Origin of the sequence: Sphaerisporangium dianthi, from assembly GCF_042654065.1 — a bacterium.
Classification (GTDB): Bacteria; Actinomycetota; Actinomycetes; order Streptosporangiales; family Streptosporangiaceae; genus Sphaerisporangium; species Sphaerisporangium dianthi.
Genome location: NZ_JBHSFP010000001.1, coordinates 159,703 through 179,981, shown reverse-complemented (window position 1 = coordinate 179,981; position 20,279 = coordinate 159,703). Strand labels below are relative to the sequence as shown.

Here is a 20,279-nt window from a genome sequence, read left to right as displayed (position 1 = left end):
TGGAGGATGTTGTGCTTAGCGGCAATGGTCTGACGGGTCGGCGTGTCTCGCGGCTGGTCGCGACGGTGGCGGCGCTCGTCTTGTGCGCGGGGCTGCTGGCGGCGCCCCCGGCCGAGGCGGGGTCTGAGGAGGAGTCGAGGGCGGGTGCCGGTCGGCTCGTGCCCAGGCCGGAGGATCCGGACAAGGTGGTGTCGGGACACGCGGTGAAGGTCAAGCCGCGCAGGCTCGACGCGTCGGTGGCCGATCCCGCCGCGTCCGCCGTGGTGAAGTGGCCGGAGCCGGGCACTGCCGAGATCTCCCTGCCTCTCGTGGCGGCGGATGCCCGCAGGCCGGCCTCCGCGGCGGCGACCACTAAGGCGGGCGGTCTTCCGCTCTGGGTCGGCGCCGCCTCGCCCAACGGTGCCGGCGCGCCCACCGCGGCTGCTCCCGTCGAGGCGCGGGTGCGGATGCTGGATCGCGCGTCGGCGCGGCGCGCGGGCGTCGACGGGGTGTTGTTCTCTGTGGAGGCGACCGGTGCCACGCCGGCCCCGGAGAAGACGGCCGTGCGCCTGGACTACTCGGGCTTCGCCCGCGCGTACGGCGCGTCGTACGGCTCGCGTCTGCGGTTGGTGCGGTTGCCCTCCTGTGCGCTCACCACTCCGGATGCTGCGGCGTGCCGTGCGGCGACACCGGTGGCGTCGGTCAACGACACCGGCGACCAGACGCTGAGCGCGCAGGTGGCCACCGCGCCGGCGGGCGGAGCGGCGATGGTGCTGGCGGCCGCCTCGGAGCCTTCCGGAGACAAGGGCGATTACAAGGCGACCCCGTTGTCGGCGTCGGCGACGTGGGACATCGGCGCCCAGTCGGGGGACTTCACCTGGTCGTACCCGATGCGGGTGCCGCCGGTGGCGGGCGGTCTGACGCCGAACCTTGGCCTTTCCTACTCCTCTTCGTCCATCGACGGCCGGACGTCCAACACCAACACCCAGCCGTCCTGGGCGGGCGACGGGTTCGATTTGTGGCCTGGCTACATCGAGCGCCGCTACAAGTCCTGCAAGGACGACGGCGTGCCGAAGAACTCCACCCATGACATCTACCCCGGAGATTTGTGCTGGGGGTATGACAACGCCACGATGACGCTGAACGGCAAGGGCGGCGAGCTGATCTCCGCCGGGGGCCGTACGTGGCGCATGAAGAACGACGACGGCACCCGTATCGAGAAGCTGACCAGTGGCGACATTGACAACGGTGACAACGGCGGGGAGTACTGGAAGGTCACCACCACCGACGGCACTCAGTACTTCTTCGGGCTGAACACCCTGGTCGCCGGCAAGCCGCAGACCAGGTCGGCCTGGACGGTGCCGGTGTTCGGCGACGACGACGGCGAGCCCTGCCACAAGGCCGAGTTCAAGGACTCCTGGTGCCAGCAGGCGTGGCGGTGGAACCTGGACAAGGTCGTCGACCGGGACGGGAACGCCGTCACCTACTTCTACTCCCAGGAGAAGAACCACTACGGCCGCGACCTCGGCAGCGAGGATGAAACCCCGTACGTGCGCGGCGGCTACGTCGACCACATCGAGTACGGCTTGCGTGCCGACGACCTGGTCCCCGCCAAGGCGCCCGCCCGGGTCGATTTCGAGGTCTCCGAGCGGTGCATCCGCGCGGATTCCGCCGACTGCGCCGAGGCCAAGATCAAGGATCATGCCGAGTACTGGGAGGACGTGCCCTGGGACTTGCACTGCGACTCCGGCCAGGAGTGCAAGGAGGACCACGGCACGTCGTCGCCGACGTTCTGGTCCCGCAAGCGGCTGACCAAGGTCACCACGCAGATCGTGAAGGCGGACGGCAGCGGCTACCGCCCCGTGGACTCCTGGGAGCTGAAGCACACGTGGGGAATGGCGGACGTGGACCGGCAGCTGCTGCTGACGTCCATCGTCCACACCGGTCTCGCGGGGACGACGCCGGTCGCGCTGCCACCCGTGTCGTTCGTCTACACCCAGCTGCCGAACCGGGTGGACAAGCTCGGCGACGACCTCGGTCCGTTCGTGAAGAACCGGCTCGGCACGGTCTACAACGAGTTCGGCGGAGTCCTCGAGGTCGACTACTCGGGCGCTGATTGCACCACCGCCGACCTGCCCGTCCCGCACACCAACCACCGTCGGTGCTTCCCCGCGTACTGGGTGAAGAGCAGCGGCGTCAGCGACGACCCCACCCTCGACTGGTTCCACAAGTACGTGGTGACCGAGACCGTCCAGACGGATCTGACCGGCGGATCGCCGGACATGGTCACCAGGTACGACTACAGCATCGGCCGCCCCGCCTGGCACTACGACGACGATGACGGGCTCACGCCGGAGAAGTACAAGACGTGGTCGCAGTGGCGCGGCTATGACAAGGTCCGGGTGAAGACCGGGGCCACCAGCGGCACGCCCGGGCAGGTCGACCACTGGTACTTCCAAGGCATGGACGGCGACCGCCTCAACGCGGGCGGCGGCGAGAAGGACGTCGACGTCTCCGACGGTGAGGGCGGCTCCTACCCTGACCACGGCTCCCTCCAGGGGTTCGAGGTCCGGTCGGTCACCTATGACAAGAGTGGCGGGGCGGTGGTGTCCAAGATCGTGAACTCGCCATGGCATCACCAGACGGCCTCTCGGACCCGCTCCTTCGGGACGGTCACCGCCAACCTGATCGCGACCAAGACCAGCCGGACGTTGACCTCGCTCGACGGCGGGAGATGGCGGGAAACCAAGAGCACCAGCAACTCCTTCGACACCACGACGGGCATGCCCACTCAAGTCGACGACTTGGGGGACACCTCCACCGAGGCTGACAACCGTTGCACCACCACCACGATGGCGGCGCGGAACACCGACGACTGGCTGGTCGGCCAACCGGCGCAGGTGCGGACGGTCGCCGCGTCCTGCGACGCTGCCGTCGACCTCACCAAGCAGCTCATCTCCGACGTGCGCACCTACTACGACGGCGGAGTGTTCGGAGCGGCGCCGTCCAAGGGGCTCGTCACGGCGACCGACAAGGTGGCGGTCTCCGGCACCACCAGCGGGACGGTCCGGTACGTCCCCGCGACCAGGACCGCATACGACGCGTATGGCAGGCCGAAGAGCGTGACGCTGGTCGACAACACCGCGGCCACCCCGGTGGAGCGCACCACGACCACCGCCTACACCGACACGAACGGCCTGACCACCAAGGTGACGGCCACTGGACCACCGGTCAGGAGCGGGGACGCCGGCTCCGCCATGACCACGGTTTCCGAGATCGATCCAGCCTGGGGCAGTGCCCTGCGCTCCACCGACCCGGGCGGGAAGACGACCGTCAACGCCCTGGACGCTCTTGGCAGGGTGACGAAGGTGTGGGGGCCGGACCGCACCACCGCACAGGTTCCCACTCGGGAATTCGGCTACCGGACGACGGCGGGCAAGATCACCGCGGTGGTCGCCAAGGACCTGAACAACGACGGAGGCCAGGACACCTCATACGAGCTGCTGGATGGCTGGCTCCGGACCCGACAGACACAGCAGCCTGGTCCGGATGGCGGCCGGCTGATCGCCGACACCTTCTACAACGCGCGGGGCACTGTGGATCGGACCTACGCCGCGTACTACGCCGACGGTGCCCCCGGTGAAGCGCTGTTCGGTGTGGACACCCCCGGGCAGGTGGAGACCCAGACCGTCTACACCTACGACGGGCTCGGCCGCGTCGTCGCGGAGCGGCTGCTGGCCGGCAACAGCGACACCGGCGAGAAGTGGCGCACCACTTACGCCTACGGTGGTGACTGGACGACCGTCACCCCGCCCGACGGTGGCATCCCCACCACCAGCCTGGTCGACGCGCAGGGCAGGCAGGTCGAGGTTCGCCGACACAGGCCGAACGGATACGACTCCTCCTTCTACACCTACACGCCCGCCGGGCAGCTGAAGTCGATCAAGGGGCCCGGCGGCCACACCTGGACCTACGACTACGACCTACGAGGCCGCAAGATCCAGGAATCCGATCCCGACAAGGGCGTCACCAGGTTCGCCTACGACGACCTCGACCAACTCGTGCAGACCGAGGACGCCCGCGGCAGGAAGATCACCGTCACCTACGACCCGATCGGCAGGAAGACCGCCAGGTACGACACGACCAACGGCAGCCCCGGCACCACGCTGGCCGAGTGGACCTACGACACGGTGCTCAAGGGACAGCCGACCGGCTCCACCAGCCATGCGAACGGCGCCGGCTACACCGAGACGGTCAACTTCTACGACAACAGGAACCGGCCGACCCGCATCACGGTGACCCTGACCGGCCTCCCCGCGGCCGAGGCGGCGCTCGCGCCTTCTGGCGGCTACCAGTTCAACACGGTGTACAACCTCGACGGAAGCGTGCAGTCGGTCAGTAGCCCGGCCGCGGGCGGGCTGTCGGCCGAGGTGATCACCCCGGCCTACGACGCGCTCGGCCGCCCGGTGAAACTGACCGGCAACCTGTCGTCGTACGTCATCGGCACCGACTACAGCAAGACCGGCAAGCTGCTGGGCAGGCGCCTGTCCACCGGCGGCAGCGGCAAACAGGTCGACCAGGTCTACGGCTACGAGTTCGGTAGCCGGCGGCTGAAGACCAGCACCACCGTCCACGCCGGCATGACCGGCGTCGACCGGAGCGCCACCTACACTCACGACGATGCCGGCAATGTCACCCAGATCGCCGATGTCTCCCGCGACGGCACCGACAACCAGTGCTACCGGTATGACCATCTGAGGAGGCTCACCGACGCCTGGGCGCAGGGCGCCGGCACCTGCGCCACCGACCCCGCCTCGGCGACCCTTGGCGGCGCCGCGCCCTACAGGTCCGCATACACCTATGACGGGAGCGGCAACCGCGCCACCGAGACCCGGTACGACGCGGGCAACCATCTCGCCTCCACACGCTCCTATGCCTATGCGGGCGGCACCGGCGTCGACGCTTCATTCAAAGGACATCAGCTCGCCGGGGTCACCCAGACCGGGACCGGCGCACACACCGAGGGCTACGCATACGACGCCACCGGCAACACCACGAGGCGCAACACCGGAACCGGCGACCAGAGCCTCACCTGGGACGCCGAAGGCCATCTCGTCAAGGTCGCCGATCCGGCCACCGGTGAGACCAGCTTCGCCTACAAGGCCGCCGGCGACCGGATGATCCGCCGCGATCCGGGCGGTACCACCTTGTATCTGTCGGCCCTGGAGATCCGTCTCGACAAGGGGGCCACAAGCACCAAGGCCACCCGCTATTACACCCAGAGCGGCGACACGGTCGCGATGCGCACCACCGCGGGCGTCACCTTGCTGTCGTCCGACCATCACGGTACCGGTGAGCTGGCGATCGACGCGACGACCGGCGATCTCGCCAAGCGCCGTTTCACCCCCTTCGGACAGTCGCGCGGCACCGCGACCGGTACGTGGCCCGGCGAGAAGGGCTTCGTCGGTGGCACCATCGACTCCAGTACGTCCCTGACTCACCTCGGTGCACGCGAGTACGACGCGAACATCGGCCGCTTCGTCTCCGTCGACCCGCTGTTCAACATGGAGTACCCGCAAAGCTGGGACGGCTACTCCTACGCCAACCACACACCTGTCACCATGAGTGACCCCGAAGGGCTCGACGGCCCGCTCTCAGGGAATCAGGACTGCCTCTACGCGGGCATCGGATGCAATTCCGGCGGCGGCGGCGGCGGTGGCGGCGGTGGCGGCGGCGGTGGCGGTGGTGGCGGTGGTGGGGGTGGAGGTGGATCGGCCCCCGCACCGAAGTCCGGCTGCAGATGGTACAACGTCGGCTGCCAGGCAAAGAATGCGTTGGCCGGGACGTTGAGTTACGTCAACGACCTCTACAAGGGCTGGAATCAGCTCAGCAACGGCAATCTATACGCGACGGATAACAAGACCACCCGCCGCATAGACTCGTACATCGATGAAGACCTGGATGCTGATCGCGATTCCTGGGCATTCAAGGTAGGGCGGGAATTCATCGGCCCGTCCCTCATCACTCCCGTCGGGGGCGGCGCAGCGGGGGAAGGCCGCACGATCGTCAGAGGCGCGGGCCTTCTCAAGAGTGGATTGAAGGCGCTGGCCAAGCGGTTCGGGTCCAACGCGGCCCGGTACGGCGCCGACCGCGGCGCTATCACTCTCGGTCGGAAGAACCTGTCGGGAGTCGCCATCGTCTATATGGACAAGGGCCACGCGACGATTCAGGTCCGGTACGCCGGTGAAAGCCTGCACACGCACCAGATGGGGACGATCGGTACGCGCGCCATCGGCCGACGATGGACGGAGGAGCACACGCTGGAGGCGGTGGAGAAGTACATTCCGCTCCCGCGCGGTGACCTGGCCCTCGCTTATCAGAAGTCCACGCTGAGGGTTCTCGGTGACTACGACCTGGAAACGAAGTCATGCATGACATACTGTGCGGACATCCTGCGCGCGGGAAGGGTCCGGGGGGTTCCGGACACGACCGGTGGCTTCTACAGCTGGATCAACGACAACTTCCTGTACGGCCGCTGATGCGCATCCGCGGCATGGGCGAGCGGGCTCTGACTCGAGTTCTCCGAGAGGCGTCGACTGGTGACTGAAGAATGGGAGATCCCGCCGGAGCTGAAAGGTCCCACGCATAATCACCTGCGCAATCTCCTCATCCAGATAATGATCGACGGGCTCGTCGGAAATGACGTGCTGGAGCAGATCGGCGAATTGATCGCCGCGCAGGCTCGTTTCAACCGGTGGGTCGCCGTCGAAGGCAAACGAACCCTCGGCACCGGGGAGCTACTCGCCAGATCGACCCTCGGCAGCGAATCGGCGCGGGGCATCCACGCCGCCTGGGCGGCGTTCTATCCGGTGCGCGAGCACCTGGAGGCGGAAGGGCATGAAGAGCGTTATCGAGAGCTCCTCGACGCTCTTCGGTCGAGCGTCGAGAGGTTCGTGTCGGCGTGCGGTTGACCATGCCCCTCAGCGGAGAGGAGATGCTCCGGCCGGAGATCCACAGGGGCCGACGTCGTGAGACAGCAGGCCATCGTGCGAAGTGCGACGTCCTGTTCCTGAGGAAGAAGGTGGCAGGGAGGCCTGCTCCTTGGCGAAAAGGCGCATCAGATCATGCATCCGGTAGCTGCTCGGTTCGAGGGACTCCAGGAGGCGGGCGTCGAGCAGTTTCTCAAGCAGCCACTCGGCCTGATCGACGGTTGTGCCTGTGAGCGCGGCGGCGAGGGGCCCCGTGACGTAGGGCCGGTGCGACAGACCGAGGAGGCGGAACAAGCGGCTCTGGTCTCGTCCGCTCGGATCGGCTTCCAGATCATGCAAGCTGACGGCGAAGGCGGATCGTACGGCCAGGCCATCTATTTGCAGTTCGTCGAGGCGGTGCTGTTCGCTGCTCAGCCTGTCCGCCAGCCAGCGGAGCGGCCAATGCGGCCGGGCCGCCAGGCGAGCGCCGGCGATGCGTACGGCGAGCGGGAGCCCCTCGCAGTACCGGACGATTCGCAGGGCCGCGTCGGGGTCGGTGGTGATGCGCTCCTCGCCTGCCAGTCGGCCGAGCAGCAGCAGTGACTCCTGCTCCGACAAGTTGTTCAGAAGGTGGACGGTACCGTCCAGGGTGCTCAGGGAACGCCGGCTGGTCACCAGTACCGCGCACGGGTCACCTGGGAGCAGAGGCTCGATCTGGGCCGCGTCGACCGCGTTGTCCAGGAGCACCAGCATGCTGCGGCCCGACGTCAGTGAACGGAACCGGGCGGCGGCCTCATCGGGTTCCGCCGGCACGTCGGCAGGGGCGACGCCGAGGGCGCGCAGCATGCGGCTCAGGGCTTCCGCGGGTTGGAGGGGCTTGAGCCCTTCGCCGGTCCCCTGGAGGCAGAGGTGGAGTTGGCCGTCGGGGAAGTGGTCGCGCAGACGATGGGCCAGGTGGATCGCCAGGGCCGATTTGCCCATGCCGCCGGCCCCGGTGATCACGACGGCGCTCGACCTCCGGGAGCCGGTCATGAGACGCTGCAAGGATGCCAGGTCTTGCTGCCGGCCGATGAACGCCGCTACGTCCCGGCGTAGTTCCAGGGGAAGCGATGCCGGGGCGGGGGCGTCCGAGGCTCGGCCGCGGGGCGCGGGAGTGTGGGCGGGCGCGGGGCCGGGCAAGGGGCTGCCCTCAAGGATGGCCTGGTGGAGTTCCCGCAGGTCGGGGCCGGGTTCCAGGCCGAGTTCCCCGACGAGTGCCTGCCGCGCCCTGCGGTAGGAGTCCAGGGCGGCGGCGCGCCGGTCTGCGGCGTACAGCGCCCGCATGAGCTGCGCCCACAGACCTTCCCGCAGGGGATGTTCACTCGTCAGGCACTGGAGCTCGTGGATGAGCTCGTGGCCCCGGCCGCACAGCAGCCCTGCCTCGATGTGGGCTTCGGTGGCGACCAGGCGGCGCTCGCCCAGCCTGCTCACCTCGGCCGCGGCCCTCGAGGTGAGCAGAGCGTCGGAGTAGGGCTCGCCGCGCCAGAGGGCGAGCGCCTGGGACAGCAGCCGGTGGGCCTCCTCCGCGGCGCCCTTGACCAGAGCCGTGCTGCCCTGCGAGGTCAGGGCGTCGAACAGGCTGACATCGGTCGCCTCCGGTGCCGAGGGCATCTCGTACCCGGAGGGCCGGGTGAGGATGGTGTCGTCGCCGAGGTCTCCGAGTGCGCGCCGCAGTTGCGACACGTAGCCCCGGATCAGGGTCGGCGCCGTCGCGGGCGGGTTGGCGGGCCACAGTTCGGACACCATGTGGGCTGTGGAGACCGGCCGCCCCATGTCGATCGTCAGCAGGGCCAGCAGGGTCCGGGGGCGAGGGCCGGGGACCGGGGCCCAGTCCGAACCGGTCCAGAACCGCATCGGCCCGAGGACCTGTAATCGCATGTGCCGCTCACCCCCGTGCCGACATCTCGATCCGCGCTGAGATCACCGGGCGGGAACCGAAGCCGCGTCCGGCCGGCCGTGCCGCCGGAGCCGTGCCATCGAAGCCGTGCCGGTGGGAGCGCGGCAGCGGCACGACAGGAAAGGCGACGATGTGTCCGTCCAGCTGATCTTCAGGCTAATCACGGCGGTTTTCGATGCCAATACGCTCATCGATTGATCCTGGTAAACCAGCGCGGTACCCGCTTTTCCCTTTCGTCGTAGGCGGCTGTACCGAATCGGCCTTCGGGCGCGGGGTGACGAGCGGGCCGGGTTCCGGTCGCGGCCGACGGGGGCGCGCCGTCGGCGCAGGCCGGATCGACGGCGCTCGCGGTTACGGCGCGGCAGCCGAGGGGAGCGCTCGTACCGCGGTGGTTGCAGGAGCGCCTACAGCCCTAGATCGAGGCTCTCGGAGGCGCCATGGGCGCCCTTTCTCCCGCACCGCCGCACGCGGGCACCGCGGGCGCCGCTTCAACGGCGGCTGTACCGGCGGGCGGTCGGGGGGAAGCGTTCTCCCGGTGAGGGGACCACTGGCTCCGGGGTCAGCGGAAGTCGGCGGCGTGGTCGGCGGCCCACTGGCGGAAGTCGGTCGCGGGCGCCCCGGTGATCTCCTCGACGGTCGTGGTGACCGGCTCGGGGGCCGCCACCATCGCGGCGTGCGCGTCCACGATGGCGCCGGCCAGCGAAGGGGGCATGCCCTGGTCGATCATCGCCCGCCGCGCGACCTCCGCGTCCATCTCCTCCCAGCGCACCGGACGGCCGATGGCCTCGCCGATGAGGTGCGCCTGCTCGATCTGCGTGAGGGCGCGCGGCCCGGTCAGCTCGTACCTGGCGCCGCCGTGCCCTGAGCCGGTCAGCGCCCGCACGCCCACGGCGGCGATGTCGCGTTCGTGGATCAGTGATCTGCGCGCGGCCCCGTGCACCCAGCGGACGGTGCCGGTGTCACGGATCTGCGGCGCCCACATCAAGGTGTTGGCCGCGAAGCCGCCGGCCCGCAGGAACGTCCACTCCATCCCGCTCCGCTCGATCAGGTTCTCCAGGCGGGCGTGCGAGCCGAGGATCGTCCCGTCCGCCTCCCGCGCCCCGGCCGCGCCGCGCGCGGACAGGTAGACGAGGCGCCTGGCGCGCGCGGCGATCGCCTCGACCGCGGCGGGAGCGGCGTGGTCGGCCGACAGGGTGGGCCAGACCAGGAACACCGCCTCCACTCCGTCCAGGGCCGCGTCCAGGGTCTCGGGTTTCGCGAGGTCGCCGTGGACGACCTCGACCTTCTCCGGCAGCCCGGCGGCCGCCGGGTCGCGCGACAGCGCCCGCAGTTCGGCGCCGGCCGCCAGCAGGCCGGAAACGGCGTGCCGCCCGACGCGGCCGGTGGCGCCCGTGACCAGGATCATGACGTTCTCCCTTGTCGGCAGTGCAGGGCGACCATCGTGAAACATGAACCTCGGTTGAGGTCAACATCGCGAGGCGGGATGCCACCCGTCGATTAATGGATATGTCGTAATATCGGGTTGTGACGGCATAAAGTCCCGTCAATTGCATAAGGGTGATGAATCGCGTGACCGGCGGCGCGGCGCGTTACGATCGGGCTCACGGGGTGTTCTGACTACGGGGGTCATGAGCGCGTCGCGCGCGGGGCCGCGATCTCGTCCGGGGGGTTTCACGATGAGTTCATGGTGGGTCGGCAGGTGGCCGGTGGTGGACCCGGACATCCCCGACGACGACAAACGGCGCATCGTCGGAAACAACGCGCTCGCCGACCGCCGTTTCGTCCCCACTGGCAGGGCGAGCGTATTCGTCGTGTTCTGCGGTCTCCTGCTCATCTACCTGATCGTCGTGTTGTCGGGGAAGATGGCCGCCGGCGATGTGTCGTTGGCGAACGGAACGCTAGGGATAGTGATCCCGCTACTGGTGGCCACGGCCGTGGGCGCGCCGATCACTCACTACGCGAGGCTCCGGTCGCCCCGGCGCCTGACGGAGCTCTACCAGCACCAATACGTCGTCCCCGCCGACCTCGACCAGCCGGCCCGCCTGCTGCTCGACCGCGCCGGCCACGCCATCGAGACGGTTCACGACTCCCGCGTCAACCGGCTGGGGTGGCTGGACTCGGTGGCCAACGACGTCGTCCTGCCCCGGCGGCTGTGGGAGATCGCGAGGCGGCTCCGCACCCAGTCCGAGCTGCGCGCCGAGCAGGCGCGGGCGACGCGGGGAGTGGTCACCCCCGAACTGCACGCGGTCCTCTCGCCGCAGCGTGCCGCGCTGCGGCGATCGGTCGACGAGGTGACCGGGCAGGTCGCGGCGCTGGAGGCCTACGCGCGCCGCGTCCAGGCGGCGGACGCGGCACTGCACGCCCAAGATCTGCTGCGGAGCAACGACAAGTACCGTGACCTGCTGGCCCACACCGACGACGTCGAAGGACTGGGCGTCCTCGCGTCGCGCGCGGACGGCGTCGGCGCGGTCCTGGCGAACAGCGTGCGCGAGGCCGTGGCCGCCGGTCGCACCCTGGCCGTCTTCTGACCGGTGGTCATCCCTCTCCGCCAGGTCGCGGGCGGAGAGGGATCACGATGGGCGGGGGCTCGAGCCGTTACCGGCGTGCCGGGCGCAGGCCCTCGGTCGGGAACAGCGGGACGGCGGGGGCCTTCAGCGTGCTCGGCGCGCCGGCCTGGGCGCCGCACAGCGCCACCAGCATGTGCTGGGCCAGCGCGATGTCGATCGGGTGGACCTGGATCTGGCCGTTCTCGTCGAATTGCTGGTACTTCATCAGGTTGATGCCGAAGGACGCCTGCCGGCGGCCGTCAGGGCTGGACAGCGTCACCGTGCCGGAGCCGAAGACCGCTCCGTCGTGGCCCCAGAACCGGCCGCACGGCCAGTCCTGCGCGTAGATGCCGAGACCGTAGTTCATCACGACGCTGCCCTGCTCGTCGGTGAACGGAACGGTGCGCTGCATCTCGGCGAGCTGCGCGGCGCCGACCAGCCTGCCGCCGAGGAGCGCGCGGTAGAAGGCGTTGAGGTCGTCCATCGTGGAGACCAGCGCGCCCGCCGTGAAGGCCCAGGACATGTTGTACACGCTGTAGTCGCGCGGCGGGTCGATCAGGCCGTACAACGCCTCGTACATCTTGGAGTGCGGCCCGGGGATGAACGGCGTCCGGGGGAAGTACGTGTCGCGGAGCCCCGCCCTGTCGATGACATTACGGGTGATGTAGGTCTCGACGCGGGTGCCGGTGAGCCTCTCCAGCAGCAGGCCGGCGATCACGTAGTTGGTGTTGGAGTAGGAGGCGCGCTCGCCCGGTCGTCCGGTGGGCTCCGCGGCCAGGCCCAGGCGTGCCAGCTCCTCGGGGGCGAACTGCCTGAACCTGTTGTCGTCGAGGCTGGCGGGTGAGTTCTGGAGCAGCGAAGGGAAGGCGCCCGGGATGTAGTCGCCGATGCCGCTGGTGTGGTTCAGCAGCATCCGCGTGGTCACGGTGCGGCCGCGCTCGCCCGGCACCAGGCGCGGCAGGTAGCGCCCGATCGGAGCGTCGAGGTCGAGCCGCCCGCGCTCCACCTGCTGCATGAGCGCGACGGACGTGAACGCCTTGCTGACGCTGCCTATCCGATGGTGCATTCCGGAGGTCACGGGCCTGCCGGTGCGCACGTCGGCCACGCCCGAGGCCCCCGCCCACCGGGCGCCGCCGTCCCGGACGCTTGAGTAGACGCCGTACATGCCGGCGGCCGGCACCCCGTCGAGGGTCGCCCGCAGCGCGTCGCGGTCGAGCGCGGACGCGTCCGGGGTCCGCGCGGTCCCGTCCAGGCCCGCGGGTTCGGCCTGCCGGGCGGTCACGCTCACCCGCTGGGCCGCCGCGGGGAAGGCCGCCGCCGTCAGGGTCACGAGCACAACGCTGGACGCGAGCCCCGCCATCATCAGCCTCGGGAGGGACATTCGAGCCGATAACATGAATTCATCCCCTTGGTCGGTTTTACTCGGTCGTCATATCGAGTCTGCCGACACCGTGCGCGGGTTTCATCGTCACCGCGGACGATTCCAGCACGAACGACACCCCGGTGAAGAAGGTCAGGCCGATCGTCGCGACGGCGTCGGCCACGGCCCCGAAACGGCCGGCGGGGTCGCTGTGGTGCTCCTGGCCGCCGTGCGCGTCGCCGCCGTGCTAGCGCGCGTCGCGTGACCTGCTCTTGGCGGGCGGGAACGGCCACGGGTTCGGGCGGCAGCCCTGCAGGGACTTGGTCTGCTGGGTCATCACCGGGGCGAGCCTGCCGCGTCCGGCGCACGGCTGGTGCCCGTGCCCGAGCGCGTGGCCGACCTCATGGTTGATCACGTACTGGCGGTAGGCGATGAGGTCGCCGTGGTACCCGGGGACGGCCGCCCCCCAGCGCTTCGCGTTGATGACCGAGCGCCCCCCGTTCCAGCAGGAGAGCTCGCCGAACGTCTGGAGCGGGCGGCAGTTCCGGTTCGTCAGCGCGGGGCTGGACAGGGCCACCCGGAACCGCACCGGTCCGTGGGCCACCCGCTTGAACCGCGTGCGGCCGCGGCCCCAGCTCCGGGGGTCGTTGAGCGTCCGGTGCACCATGGCGGCGAACTCCTCCGGATCGAACGGGAGCCCGCGCTCGACCTCGACGAGATAGCGGATCACCTTGCCGCGACGGCCCGCCGGAGGGCGCGCGCCTCCCTTGACCACCTTGTACCGGCCCTTCGCCGAGTACGGGACTCGGATGACCACCGGCTGCTTGCCGAAGCCCGGGTCCGGGCCGGGGTCGTCGTCCGAGCCGGTCGGGGCCGTGGTCGGCGACTCGGAGGCGGCCGGGGTGGCCGACGCGGCAGGAGACGTCGCTCCCGAGGGGCCGGCCACGACGCCGGGGACGCCGACCGGCAGCCTCGCCGCCGAGCTCGGTTCGGCGCCCTGGCCGCCGAACATGTAGGTGCTTCCGCCCAGCAGGCAGGCGGCAGCGATCGTCAACGCCATGATCAGAGCCCCGGGCTTCCACGTACGACGCAAACGAGGCGGGATATTTCCGGACATCGTCCGCGAAGCCTAGTACCGATCGCCTCATTGATCACCTTAGGCCTCCACGCCGCGAAATCCCGCAAGATGCACGGACGACACGATCTCCGGCCGGCGGATCCGGGCAGGCCGGAAGTGCGGCCCGCCTTCGCCGCATTCCGGGACGACCGCCCGTCAGCCGCCGTGCGCGCCGTGGAAAGGAGTCGTGATCCCCTCGTACGCCAGGTGGAGGACCATGCCCTGATCGGCATGGCTCAGGTTGTGGCAGTGGTTCATCCACAGACCCGGGTTGCCAGCCCGAAATGCCACCTGCCACACCTCGCCCGGCCGGACGTCGAAGGTGTCCAGCCACAGCGGGCCGCCCTCCGGCGCGCGCCCGTCACGCGAGAGCACCAGGACGCGGTGACCGTGCAGATGCCAGGGATGGGTCTCCCGCCCGCGGTTCACCACCGTCGTCCGGACGACGTCCCCCTCGCGGACGAGTTGCGTCGGGACGGACGGGAACGCGTGGCCGTTCACCGTGTGCGCGTACAGCGGCCGTCCGCCGGACAGCGCGAGCCCCTGGTCCAGCACGAGCGTGAAGTCGCGGTCGAACCGCCCGGTCAGGTCATCGTGCCGCGCGCCGTCCGGCGTCCCGTACCGCAGAAGATCGAGCTCAGGCCACCCGGCCGTCGCGGGAACGCCGCCAGGTCCTCCCGGAGCGGCGCCGCCGGTCGCTCCGCCGGACCCCCCTGAACCGGCGCCGCCGGTCGCTCCGCCAGATCCTCCCGGCCCCGGACCGGTACCGCCGGCGGTGAGGCGCAGGACGACCACGCGGTCGTCCACGGCGAGCACGACCGGCGCGCCCGGCGGCATGGTGAAGGACAGGTCGTAACGTCCGCCCGCGGGCAGGCGCAGCCCCACCTGGCTCACCTCGCCGGGGCCGTGCAGATCGGAACCGTCCACGGCCGCCAGCCGGAAGCGCGTGCCCACCGGCGCGAACCGGTGCGGGGTGTTGTCGGTGTTGACCAGCCTCAGCCGCACGGGCGCCCCGGGCGCGGCGCGCCACTCGATCGGCTCGTCATGGTCGCCGGCCACGGTGCGCCCCGCGAACGTGTGCATCAGCAGAGTGAGATCGACGCCCGGCGCGGCCGCTTCCCCGAGCGTCACCGCTCCACCCGCCGCCGTGGCTCCGCCCGAGGTTGCCCGCGCGCCCTGGGCGGCCGGTTCCCGCTGGGACGCGGGGGCGGCCTTGGGGGCCGATGCGCGCGGGGTCACCAGCAGCGCGCCGTACAGGCCCATCTTCACGCCCTGGTCCGACACCTCGTGCGTGTGGTACCAGTACGTGCCCACCTGGTTCGCGAGGAACCGGTACACGAACTCCTGTCCGGGCCGCACACTGTCCTGCGTCAGGCCGGGGACCCCGTCCTCGCCGGAGGGAACGTCGTAGCCGTGCCAGTGCAGGGTGACCCCGCGTTCGATGTCGGCGTTGCGCAGGCGCACCTCGATCAGGTCACCCTCGGCGGCGGTGATCGGCGGGCCGGGGACGGCGCCGTTGAACGTCCACGCGGCCACCTTGCGCCCCGAGGACAGGGTGATCGTGGCCGTGCGCGCCGTGAGCTCGTACCGGCGCACCGTGCCGCCCGGCGCGGGCGCGGAGGGTCCGCGCAGGGCGGTCACCGGCCGGTCGTGCCGCGCCGCGCCGGCCGTCCGCGTTCCTGCCGGGTGCCCCGCTCCGAATCGGCCAGCGGCCATCGGCATGGCGGCGTGTCCGGCCTGCATCGGCGTGACGGTGTGTCCGCCCTGCATCGGCATGGCGGCGTGTCCGGCCGGCATCGGCGGGGCGGCGTGTCCGCCGTGCGTCGGCATGGTGCGCGAGGAGGCGACGGCCGGGCCGCCCCCGGTGTCGACCTCGTCCGCAGGCAGGAACGCGAGCCCTCCACCTACCAGCCCGGCCACGACGGTCGCCGCCACGGCGCCCCTCGTCCCGCGGACGCGCGTGCCGGGGGACAGCAACCGCTGGGTGGTCAGCACCGCCGCGGCCACGAGGACCACGGTGATCACCGCCGTGCTCCACGTCGCCGGGTACCCCAGCAGCAACGTGACCACCGGCCCGGCCGCCGCCGCGTACCCGGCCCCGAACAACGCCGGCACCGCCCAAGACGCCGTCAACGTCGCCGCGCCCGGCCCGCTCGCCGGGTCCTCGACCGCCCGCGCCCCCGTGGCGTGCGGTTCCGTCGCCGTCGAGTCGGTGTGGGCCGCCCCCACGGCGCCGGGCCCCCTCCGGCCGTCCCGCAGGGCCGCGCCGGCCAGGGACGGAGCGGCGAGCACGGCGGCGGCGACCGTGCCGGCCGCCAGCAGCGGCAATGTCAGCGTGAGCTTCTCCTGGACGAACCACCAGCCGGCGCCGGCGAGCGCCAGGACGAGACCGCCCCGCGCGAGCGACGCCAGCACCGCCAGGACGAACAGACCGGCGGCCACCCTGACATGGCGGGTGGCCGCCGCCGCGCCCGCGCCCAGCCACGCCACCGCGGCGAGCACCCCGGCGAGCAGGTCGAGCGCCATGAGTCCTTCGACGGTCACGAGGACCGTGCCGCGGATTCGCCTCCGACAGGACCGGAGACCCGCGCCGCGGGCGCGTCGTCGGCGGCCTGCGCGCCGCGCGGGGAGCCGGCGAGCTTGCGGGCGTTGCGGAGCACCATGCCGGCGGCCCCCATGACGGCCATGCCGTTGATCCCGTGCAGGCCCATGATGGCGAGCCCGGCGGGGGTCGTGTTGTCCGCGCCGTCGTTCAGTACGCGGCCGAGCACGACGATCAGCACCTGGACGATCACCAGGCCGAACGGCAGCAGGGCCGCGGCGATCTGCCGGCCGGGGGCGCGGGAAGCGGCGGCGGCGATGGTGACCAGCAGTGACAGGACCGGGATGATCATCATGCCGGTGACGCTGTGCAGTGCGAAGGAGTCGTCGTCCTGTGGTCTGGCGAACGCGCCCACCGCGGCGAAGTAGAACTGTGCCAGTACGGCGATCAACAGCAGTGCGGCAAGCGCTGCGTAGATTCTGCGCATCGCGTGCTCCCTTCGTAGCTCGGTCGGTAGTGACCGATGCTGTTGCACGCGCCGCTCTACGTCGTCCTCCCTCCAGCGACACATCGTGTACTACCGAGGGAGTAGGCGGACCGCCGGAGATACCCCGGCCGTCCGCCTGCTCCCTGACCGGTGTCCCGGTCGAGCCGAAGGCTCGCCGTCCGCTTCGCGGAAGCGGTCAGTCCTGAACGAAGGACCCCGTGGTGACCTCACCGGCCGGTTCGTAGGTGTTCATGACGACCCCGGTGGTGGAGACCGCGCTGTCGACGAGCTTCAGCCCGGCGGGGACGGCGCCTTCGGAGAACAGCCGCTTGCCCGAGCCGAGGACGACGGGGAAGATCAGCAGACGGTACCGGTCGACGAGGTCGTGGCGCAGCAGCGTCCGCAACAGGTCGCTGCTGCCGTGCACCTGCAGCTCGGGCCCGTCCTCCTTCTTGAGCGCCGCGACGCCCTCGGCCACGTCTCCCTCGATCAGGACCGAGTTCCTCCACTGCAGCGCGGGACGGCTCCGCGACGCGACGTACTTGGTCGCGTCGTTCAGGGGCTTGGCGCCGGCCTCCTCCGGGGCGTTCGGCCAATACGAGGCGAAGAGGTCGTAGGTCTTGCGCCCGAGGACGAGGTCGAACGGCGCGGTCATGGTCTCGTCCATGAACTTGGCCAGCTGCTCGTCCCAGTGGTTCACGGTCCATCCGCCGTGCGCGAAGCCATTGCTGTCGTCCTCGCCAGGGCCGCCGGGAGCCTGCATGATCCCGTCGAGAGTGACGAAGGTGCTCACAACCAGCTTCCTCATTGCCGCGTCCTTTCCGTCGGATCCCCGCTCGGGGTGATCCATCACGTGCTCTCAACCTCGTTGTCGAGGGCGATGCGCCGATCTTCTCGGCCGCTGCATCTCTACTGCCCGATACGTTGCTACCGAAAACTCATCTTGTCAAGAACATTTGTATTGTCGGTGGCGAGCTGGTCGCCTCCCGCGCACCCCGCCCTCTGACCTGCGGACTCTCTGTCGCCCAGGCCTACTCTTGAGGGATGGGTACCGAGAAGGTTTATCTCACCAAGGAGAAGGAGACGCTTCTCGCCACGCTGTACGGGCGCGCCGTGCACAGCCGTACGCCGGACCCGGTGCCGCGCCGCCCTTGCGGGGATGAGCCGCTTCTCGTTCCTCCGCAAGGTCGGCCGCATCCTCATCTATCGCTTCTGGGCCCCCAGCGTGCCCGGAACGGCGAGCGGCCCGGGTAGAGGTGATCGTCGCCGCCGGGGGGTAAACCCCTGCGGTACGGACCGGCGGGAGCGTGACTTCCGCGGTACGCCTCGTCGGTCCGGCGGGGGATGAGGGATCGGTGGTCGTCCCGTTACCATGCGCCGATGGGCACAAGGTTCGTCGCGTCGTTCAGGGGGTTCGCCGCGACGAACCCGCTCGTCGTCGACGGAGGGCTCGCCCTGGTGGCCGCCGGCGTGACCCTGGCCTTCGAAGTGGCGGTGGCCCACGATCCGTGGCTTCTGGGGATGACGGGGCCCGCGAACGGGTTCCGGCTGCCGGACCGGTTCTCCATGGTCCTGACGCTGGTGGTGAACCTCCCGCTGGCGCTGCGCAGGCGCGCCCCGTTCACGGTCCTGCTGATCTCCTGCGCGGCCGCGATCGTGTACCACGCGCTGGGCTACTACTACGGGATGAACACCATGCCGCCGCTGCTGGCCCTGTACACGGTGGCGGCTCAGCGGCCACCGCGTCGGGCCGCCGCGGGCGCGGTGGCCGTCCTGGTCATGTGGTCGCACGCGTTCCTGGTGGGACCCGCCGATCTCCTGTGGGCGGGCGTCGTCCAGGCGGGTGCCTTGATCGCCGTGGCCTGGGGGTTCGGCAACAGCGCGCGGCTGCTGACGGAGCGGAGTCATCGGCTGGCCGAGCTGTCCGAGCGGCTCCGCCGCGACCAGGAGGACAGGGCCCGGCGCGCGGTCACCGAGGAGCGGGTGCGCATCGCCCGCGAGCTGCACGACGTCGTCGCCCACCACATGTCCGTCATCTCGGTGCAGGCAGGGCTCGCCCGGTATGTGTTCACCTCCGACCCGGTCACCGCGCGCGGCGCGCTGGCGACCATCGCCCAGACCGGCAGCGAGGTCATGGGCGAGATGAGGCGGTTGCTGTCGGTCCTGCGCATCGAGCCCGAGGACGACGGCGAGGGGGTGAGCTATGATCCGGCGCCGGGTCTCGACCGGCTCGGGCAGTTGGTCGAGCGGGTGCGTTCCGCGGGGGTGGCGGTGGAGGTGACGGTCACCGGCGTCGAACGGCAGCTGGCGCCCGGTGTCGACCTGTGCGCCTACCGGGTCGTCCAGGAAGCCCTCACCAACGTGCTCAAGCACGCCGTGCCCGCGCGGGCCGGGGTGTCCCTCGGATACCGTCCCGCGGAACTGGTGATCCGCGTCACCGACGACGGCGGCGGGGGCGGGAGGTCGGCCGCTTCCGACGGCGAGAAGGGCCACGGCTTGATCGGCATGCGGGAACGCGTCAAGCTCTACAGGGGAACGATGGCCGCCGGACCCCGCCCGCTCGGCGGGTTCGAGGTCGTGGTGACCCTGCCTTTCTCATCCTCGATCGGGGATGAGCAGCCTCCTATGCCGGCCGGTGGGACGTCCCTATGATCAAAGTGCTCGTCGTCGACGATCAGATCCTGGTCCGTGCCGGCCTCGCCGCGCTGATCCGCGCCATGTCCGGGCTCGACGTCGTCGGCGAGGCGGCCACCGGTGAGGAAGCCGTGCGCCTGGCCGCGGCGAGGCGCCCGGACGTGATCCTGATGGACATCAGGATGCCCGGCATGAGCGGGGTGACCGCCACCGAGCGCATCCTCGCCGCCGCGGACGACCGGCCGCCGAAGGTCGTGATCCTCACCACCTTCGATCTCGACGACTACGTCTACAACGCCCTGCGGGCCGGCGCGTCGGGCTTCCTGCTCAAGGACACCCCGCCCGAGCGCCTGCTCGCGGCGATCCGCACCATCGCGGCCGGTGAGATGCTCTTCGCGCCCAGCGTCACCCGCCGCCTGATCGAAACCTACACGCGCCGCACGGACGTCACCGCGCGTCCCTCCCGCGATCTGGCCGCCCTCACCGCCCGCGAGGCGGAGGTCCTCGAGCTGGTCGGGCACGCGCTGTCCAACACCGAGATCGCCGGTCGCCTCTGCGTCAGCGAGGCGACCGTGAAGACCCACCTCAACCGCACGATGACCAAACTCGGCCTCTCCAGCCGCGCGCAGGCTGTCGCCTTCGCCTACGAGACCGGCCTGGTGACGCCCCGCCGGGCCACGGTGTGAGACGGCTCCGTGCCGTCGCGGCAC

The 20,279-nt window shown here is 70.4% G+C and carries 13 protein-coding genes; 5 read left to right on the top strand and 8 right to left on the bottom strand.

Translation table 11 applies throughout. The features are described 5' to 3' along the window. Nucleotides 1–11 precede the first annotated feature (11 nt). Nucleotides 12–6,518: an RHS repeat-associated core domain-containing protein gene (locus tag ACFO60_RS00785; protein ID WP_380835683.1), complete on the top strand. Its 6,507-nt coding sequence runs from the start codon at nucleotides 12–14 to the stop codon at nucleotides 6,516–6,518. Nucleotides 6,519–6,578: 60 nt separating this feature from the next. Continuing rightward, nucleotides 6,579–6,950, top strand: coding sequence for a hypothetical protein (locus tag ACFO60_RS00780; RefSeq protein ID WP_380835681.1), 372 nt, complete (start codon nucleotides 6,579–6,581; stop codon nucleotides 6,948–6,950). A 9-nt stretch (nucleotides 6,951–6,959) separates the two neighbouring features. Here the strand turns inward: ACFO60_RS00780 and ACFO60_RS00775 are convergent, their stop codons facing one another. Next, entirely contained in the window at nucleotides 6,960–8,864 is a 1,905-nt protein-coding gene (locus ACFO60_RS00775) for an AfsR/SARP family transcriptional regulator (protein ID WP_380835679.1), read from the bottom strand. 578 nt (nucleotides 8,865–9,442) lie between these two features. Further along, nucleotides 9,443–10,288: an NAD(P)H-binding protein gene (locus ACFO60_RS00770; RefSeq protein WP_380835677.1), complete on the bottom strand. Its 846-nt coding sequence runs from the start codon at nucleotides 10,286–10,288 to the stop codon at nucleotides 9,443–9,445. A gap of 271 nt (nucleotides 10,289–10,559) precedes the next feature. Here ACFO60_RS00770 and ACFO60_RS00765 point away from each other — a divergent pair, with 271 nt between their 5' ends. Further along, nucleotides 10,560–11,411 carry a hypothetical protein gene (locus ACFO60_RS00765; RefSeq protein WP_380835676.1) on the top strand — a complete coding sequence of 284 codons (852 nt, stop codon included), beginning with the start codon at nucleotides 10,560–10,562 and terminating at the stop codon, nucleotides 11,409–11,411. Nucleotides 11,412–11,478: 67 nt separating this feature from the next. On the opposite strand, the gene ACFO60_RS00760 is transcribed toward ACFO60_RS00765, so the two are convergent. The 6 genes from ACFO60_RS00760 to ACFO60_RS00735 form a co-directional block, all read right to left on the bottom strand. After that, entirely contained in the window at nucleotides 11,479–12,810 is a 1,332-nt protein-coding gene (locus ACFO60_RS00760) for a serine hydrolase domain-containing protein (RefSeq protein WP_380835674.1), read from the bottom strand. A 37-nt stretch (nucleotides 12,811–12,847) separates the two neighbouring features. Further along, a complete protein-coding gene (locus ACFO60_RS00755; RefSeq protein ID WP_380835672.1) occupies nucleotides 12,848–12,973 on the bottom strand; it encodes a hypothetical protein in 126 nt (41 codons plus the stop codon). A 63-nt stretch (nucleotides 12,974–13,036) separates the two neighbouring features. Then, nucleotides 13,037–13,849 (bottom strand): DUF3152 domain-containing protein, encoded by an 813-nt coding sequence (locus tag ACFO60_RS00750; RefSeq protein ID WP_380835671.1) that lies wholly within the window; start codon nucleotides 13,847–13,849, stop codon nucleotides 13,037–13,039. A 213-nt stretch (nucleotides 13,850–14,062) separates the two neighbouring features. Further along, complete coding sequence (locus ACFO60_RS00745; RefSeq protein WP_380835669.1) at nucleotides 14,063–16,450, bottom strand: multicopper oxidase family protein; 2,388 nt, start codon at nucleotides 16,448–16,450, stop codon at nucleotides 14,063–14,065. Continuing rightward, nucleotides 16,447–16,935, bottom strand: coding sequence for a DUF6220 domain-containing protein (locus ACFO60_RS00740; RefSeq protein ID WP_380835667.1), 489 nt, complete (start codon nucleotides 16,933–16,935; stop codon nucleotides 16,447–16,449). The genes ACFO60_RS00745 and ACFO60_RS00740 overlap by 4 nt, the downstream gene beginning before the upstream one ends. Before the next feature lie 196 nt (nucleotides 16,936–17,131). Further along, nucleotides 17,132–17,743, bottom strand: coding sequence for a dihydrofolate reductase family protein (locus ACFO60_RS00735; RefSeq protein WP_380835665.1), 612 nt, complete (start codon nucleotides 17,741–17,743; stop codon nucleotides 17,132–17,134). Between the two features lie 572 nt (nucleotides 17,744–18,315). Between ACFO60_RS00735 and ACFO60_RS00730 the strand changes: the two genes are divergently transcribed. Together ACFO60_RS00730 and ACFO60_RS00725 are read left to right on the top strand one after the other, a co-directional pair. Beyond that, on the top strand, nucleotides 18,316–19,587 hold the full coding sequence (locus tag ACFO60_RS00730; protein WP_380835663.1) for a sensor histidine kinase: 1,272 nt from the start codon (nucleotides 18,316–18,318) through the stop codon (nucleotides 19,585–19,587). After that, entirely contained in the window at nucleotides 19,584–20,255 is a 672-nt protein-coding gene (locus tag ACFO60_RS00725) for a response regulator (RefSeq protein WP_380835662.1), read from the top strand. Before ACFO60_RS00730 ends, ACFO60_RS00725 begins: the two co-directional genes overlap by 4 nt. The last annotated feature ends 24 nt before the right edge of the window (nucleotides 20,256–20,279 follow it).

What these genes read in the sequence shown, in the direction of transcription:
- ACFO60_RS00765 (WP_380835676.1), top strand. Translation starts at nt 10,560, where the DNA reads ATGAGTTCATGGTGGGTCGGCAGGTGGCCGGTGGTGGACCCGGACATC.
- ACFO60_RS00730 (WP_380835663.1), top strand. Translation starts at nt 18,316, where the DNA reads ATGGGCACAAGGTTCGTCGCGTCGTTCAGGGGGTTCGCCGCGACGAAC.
- ACFO60_RS00740 (WP_380835667.1), bottom strand. Translation starts at nt 16,935, where the DNA reads ATGCGCAGAATCTACGCAGCGCTTGCCGCACTGCTGTTGATCGCCGTA.
- ACFO60_RS00750 (WP_380835671.1), bottom strand. Translation starts at nt 13,849, where the DNA reads ATGGCGTTGACGATCGCTGCCGCCTGCCTGCTGGGCGGAAGCACCTAC.
- ACFO60_RS00770 (WP_380835677.1), bottom strand. Translation starts at nt 10,288, where the DNA reads ATGATCCTGGTCACGGGCGCCACCGGCCGCGTCGGGCGGCACGCCGTT.
- ACFO60_RS00725 (WP_380835662.1), top strand. Translation starts at nt 19,584, where the DNA reads ATGATCAAAGTGCTCGTCGTCGACGATCAGATCCTGGTCCGTGCCGGC.
- ACFO60_RS00775 (WP_380835679.1), bottom strand. Translation starts at nt 8,864, where the DNA reads ATGCGATTACAGGTCCTCGGGCCGATGCGGTTCTGGACCGGTTCGGAC.
- ACFO60_RS00760 (WP_380835674.1), bottom strand. Translation starts at nt 12,810, where the DNA reads ATGTCCCTCCCGAGGCTGATGATGGCGGGGCTCGCGTCCAGCGTTGTG.
- ACFO60_RS00735 (WP_380835665.1), bottom strand. Translation starts at nt 17,743, where the DNA reads ATGAGGAAGCTGGTTGTGAGCACCTTCGTCACTCTCGACGGGATCATG.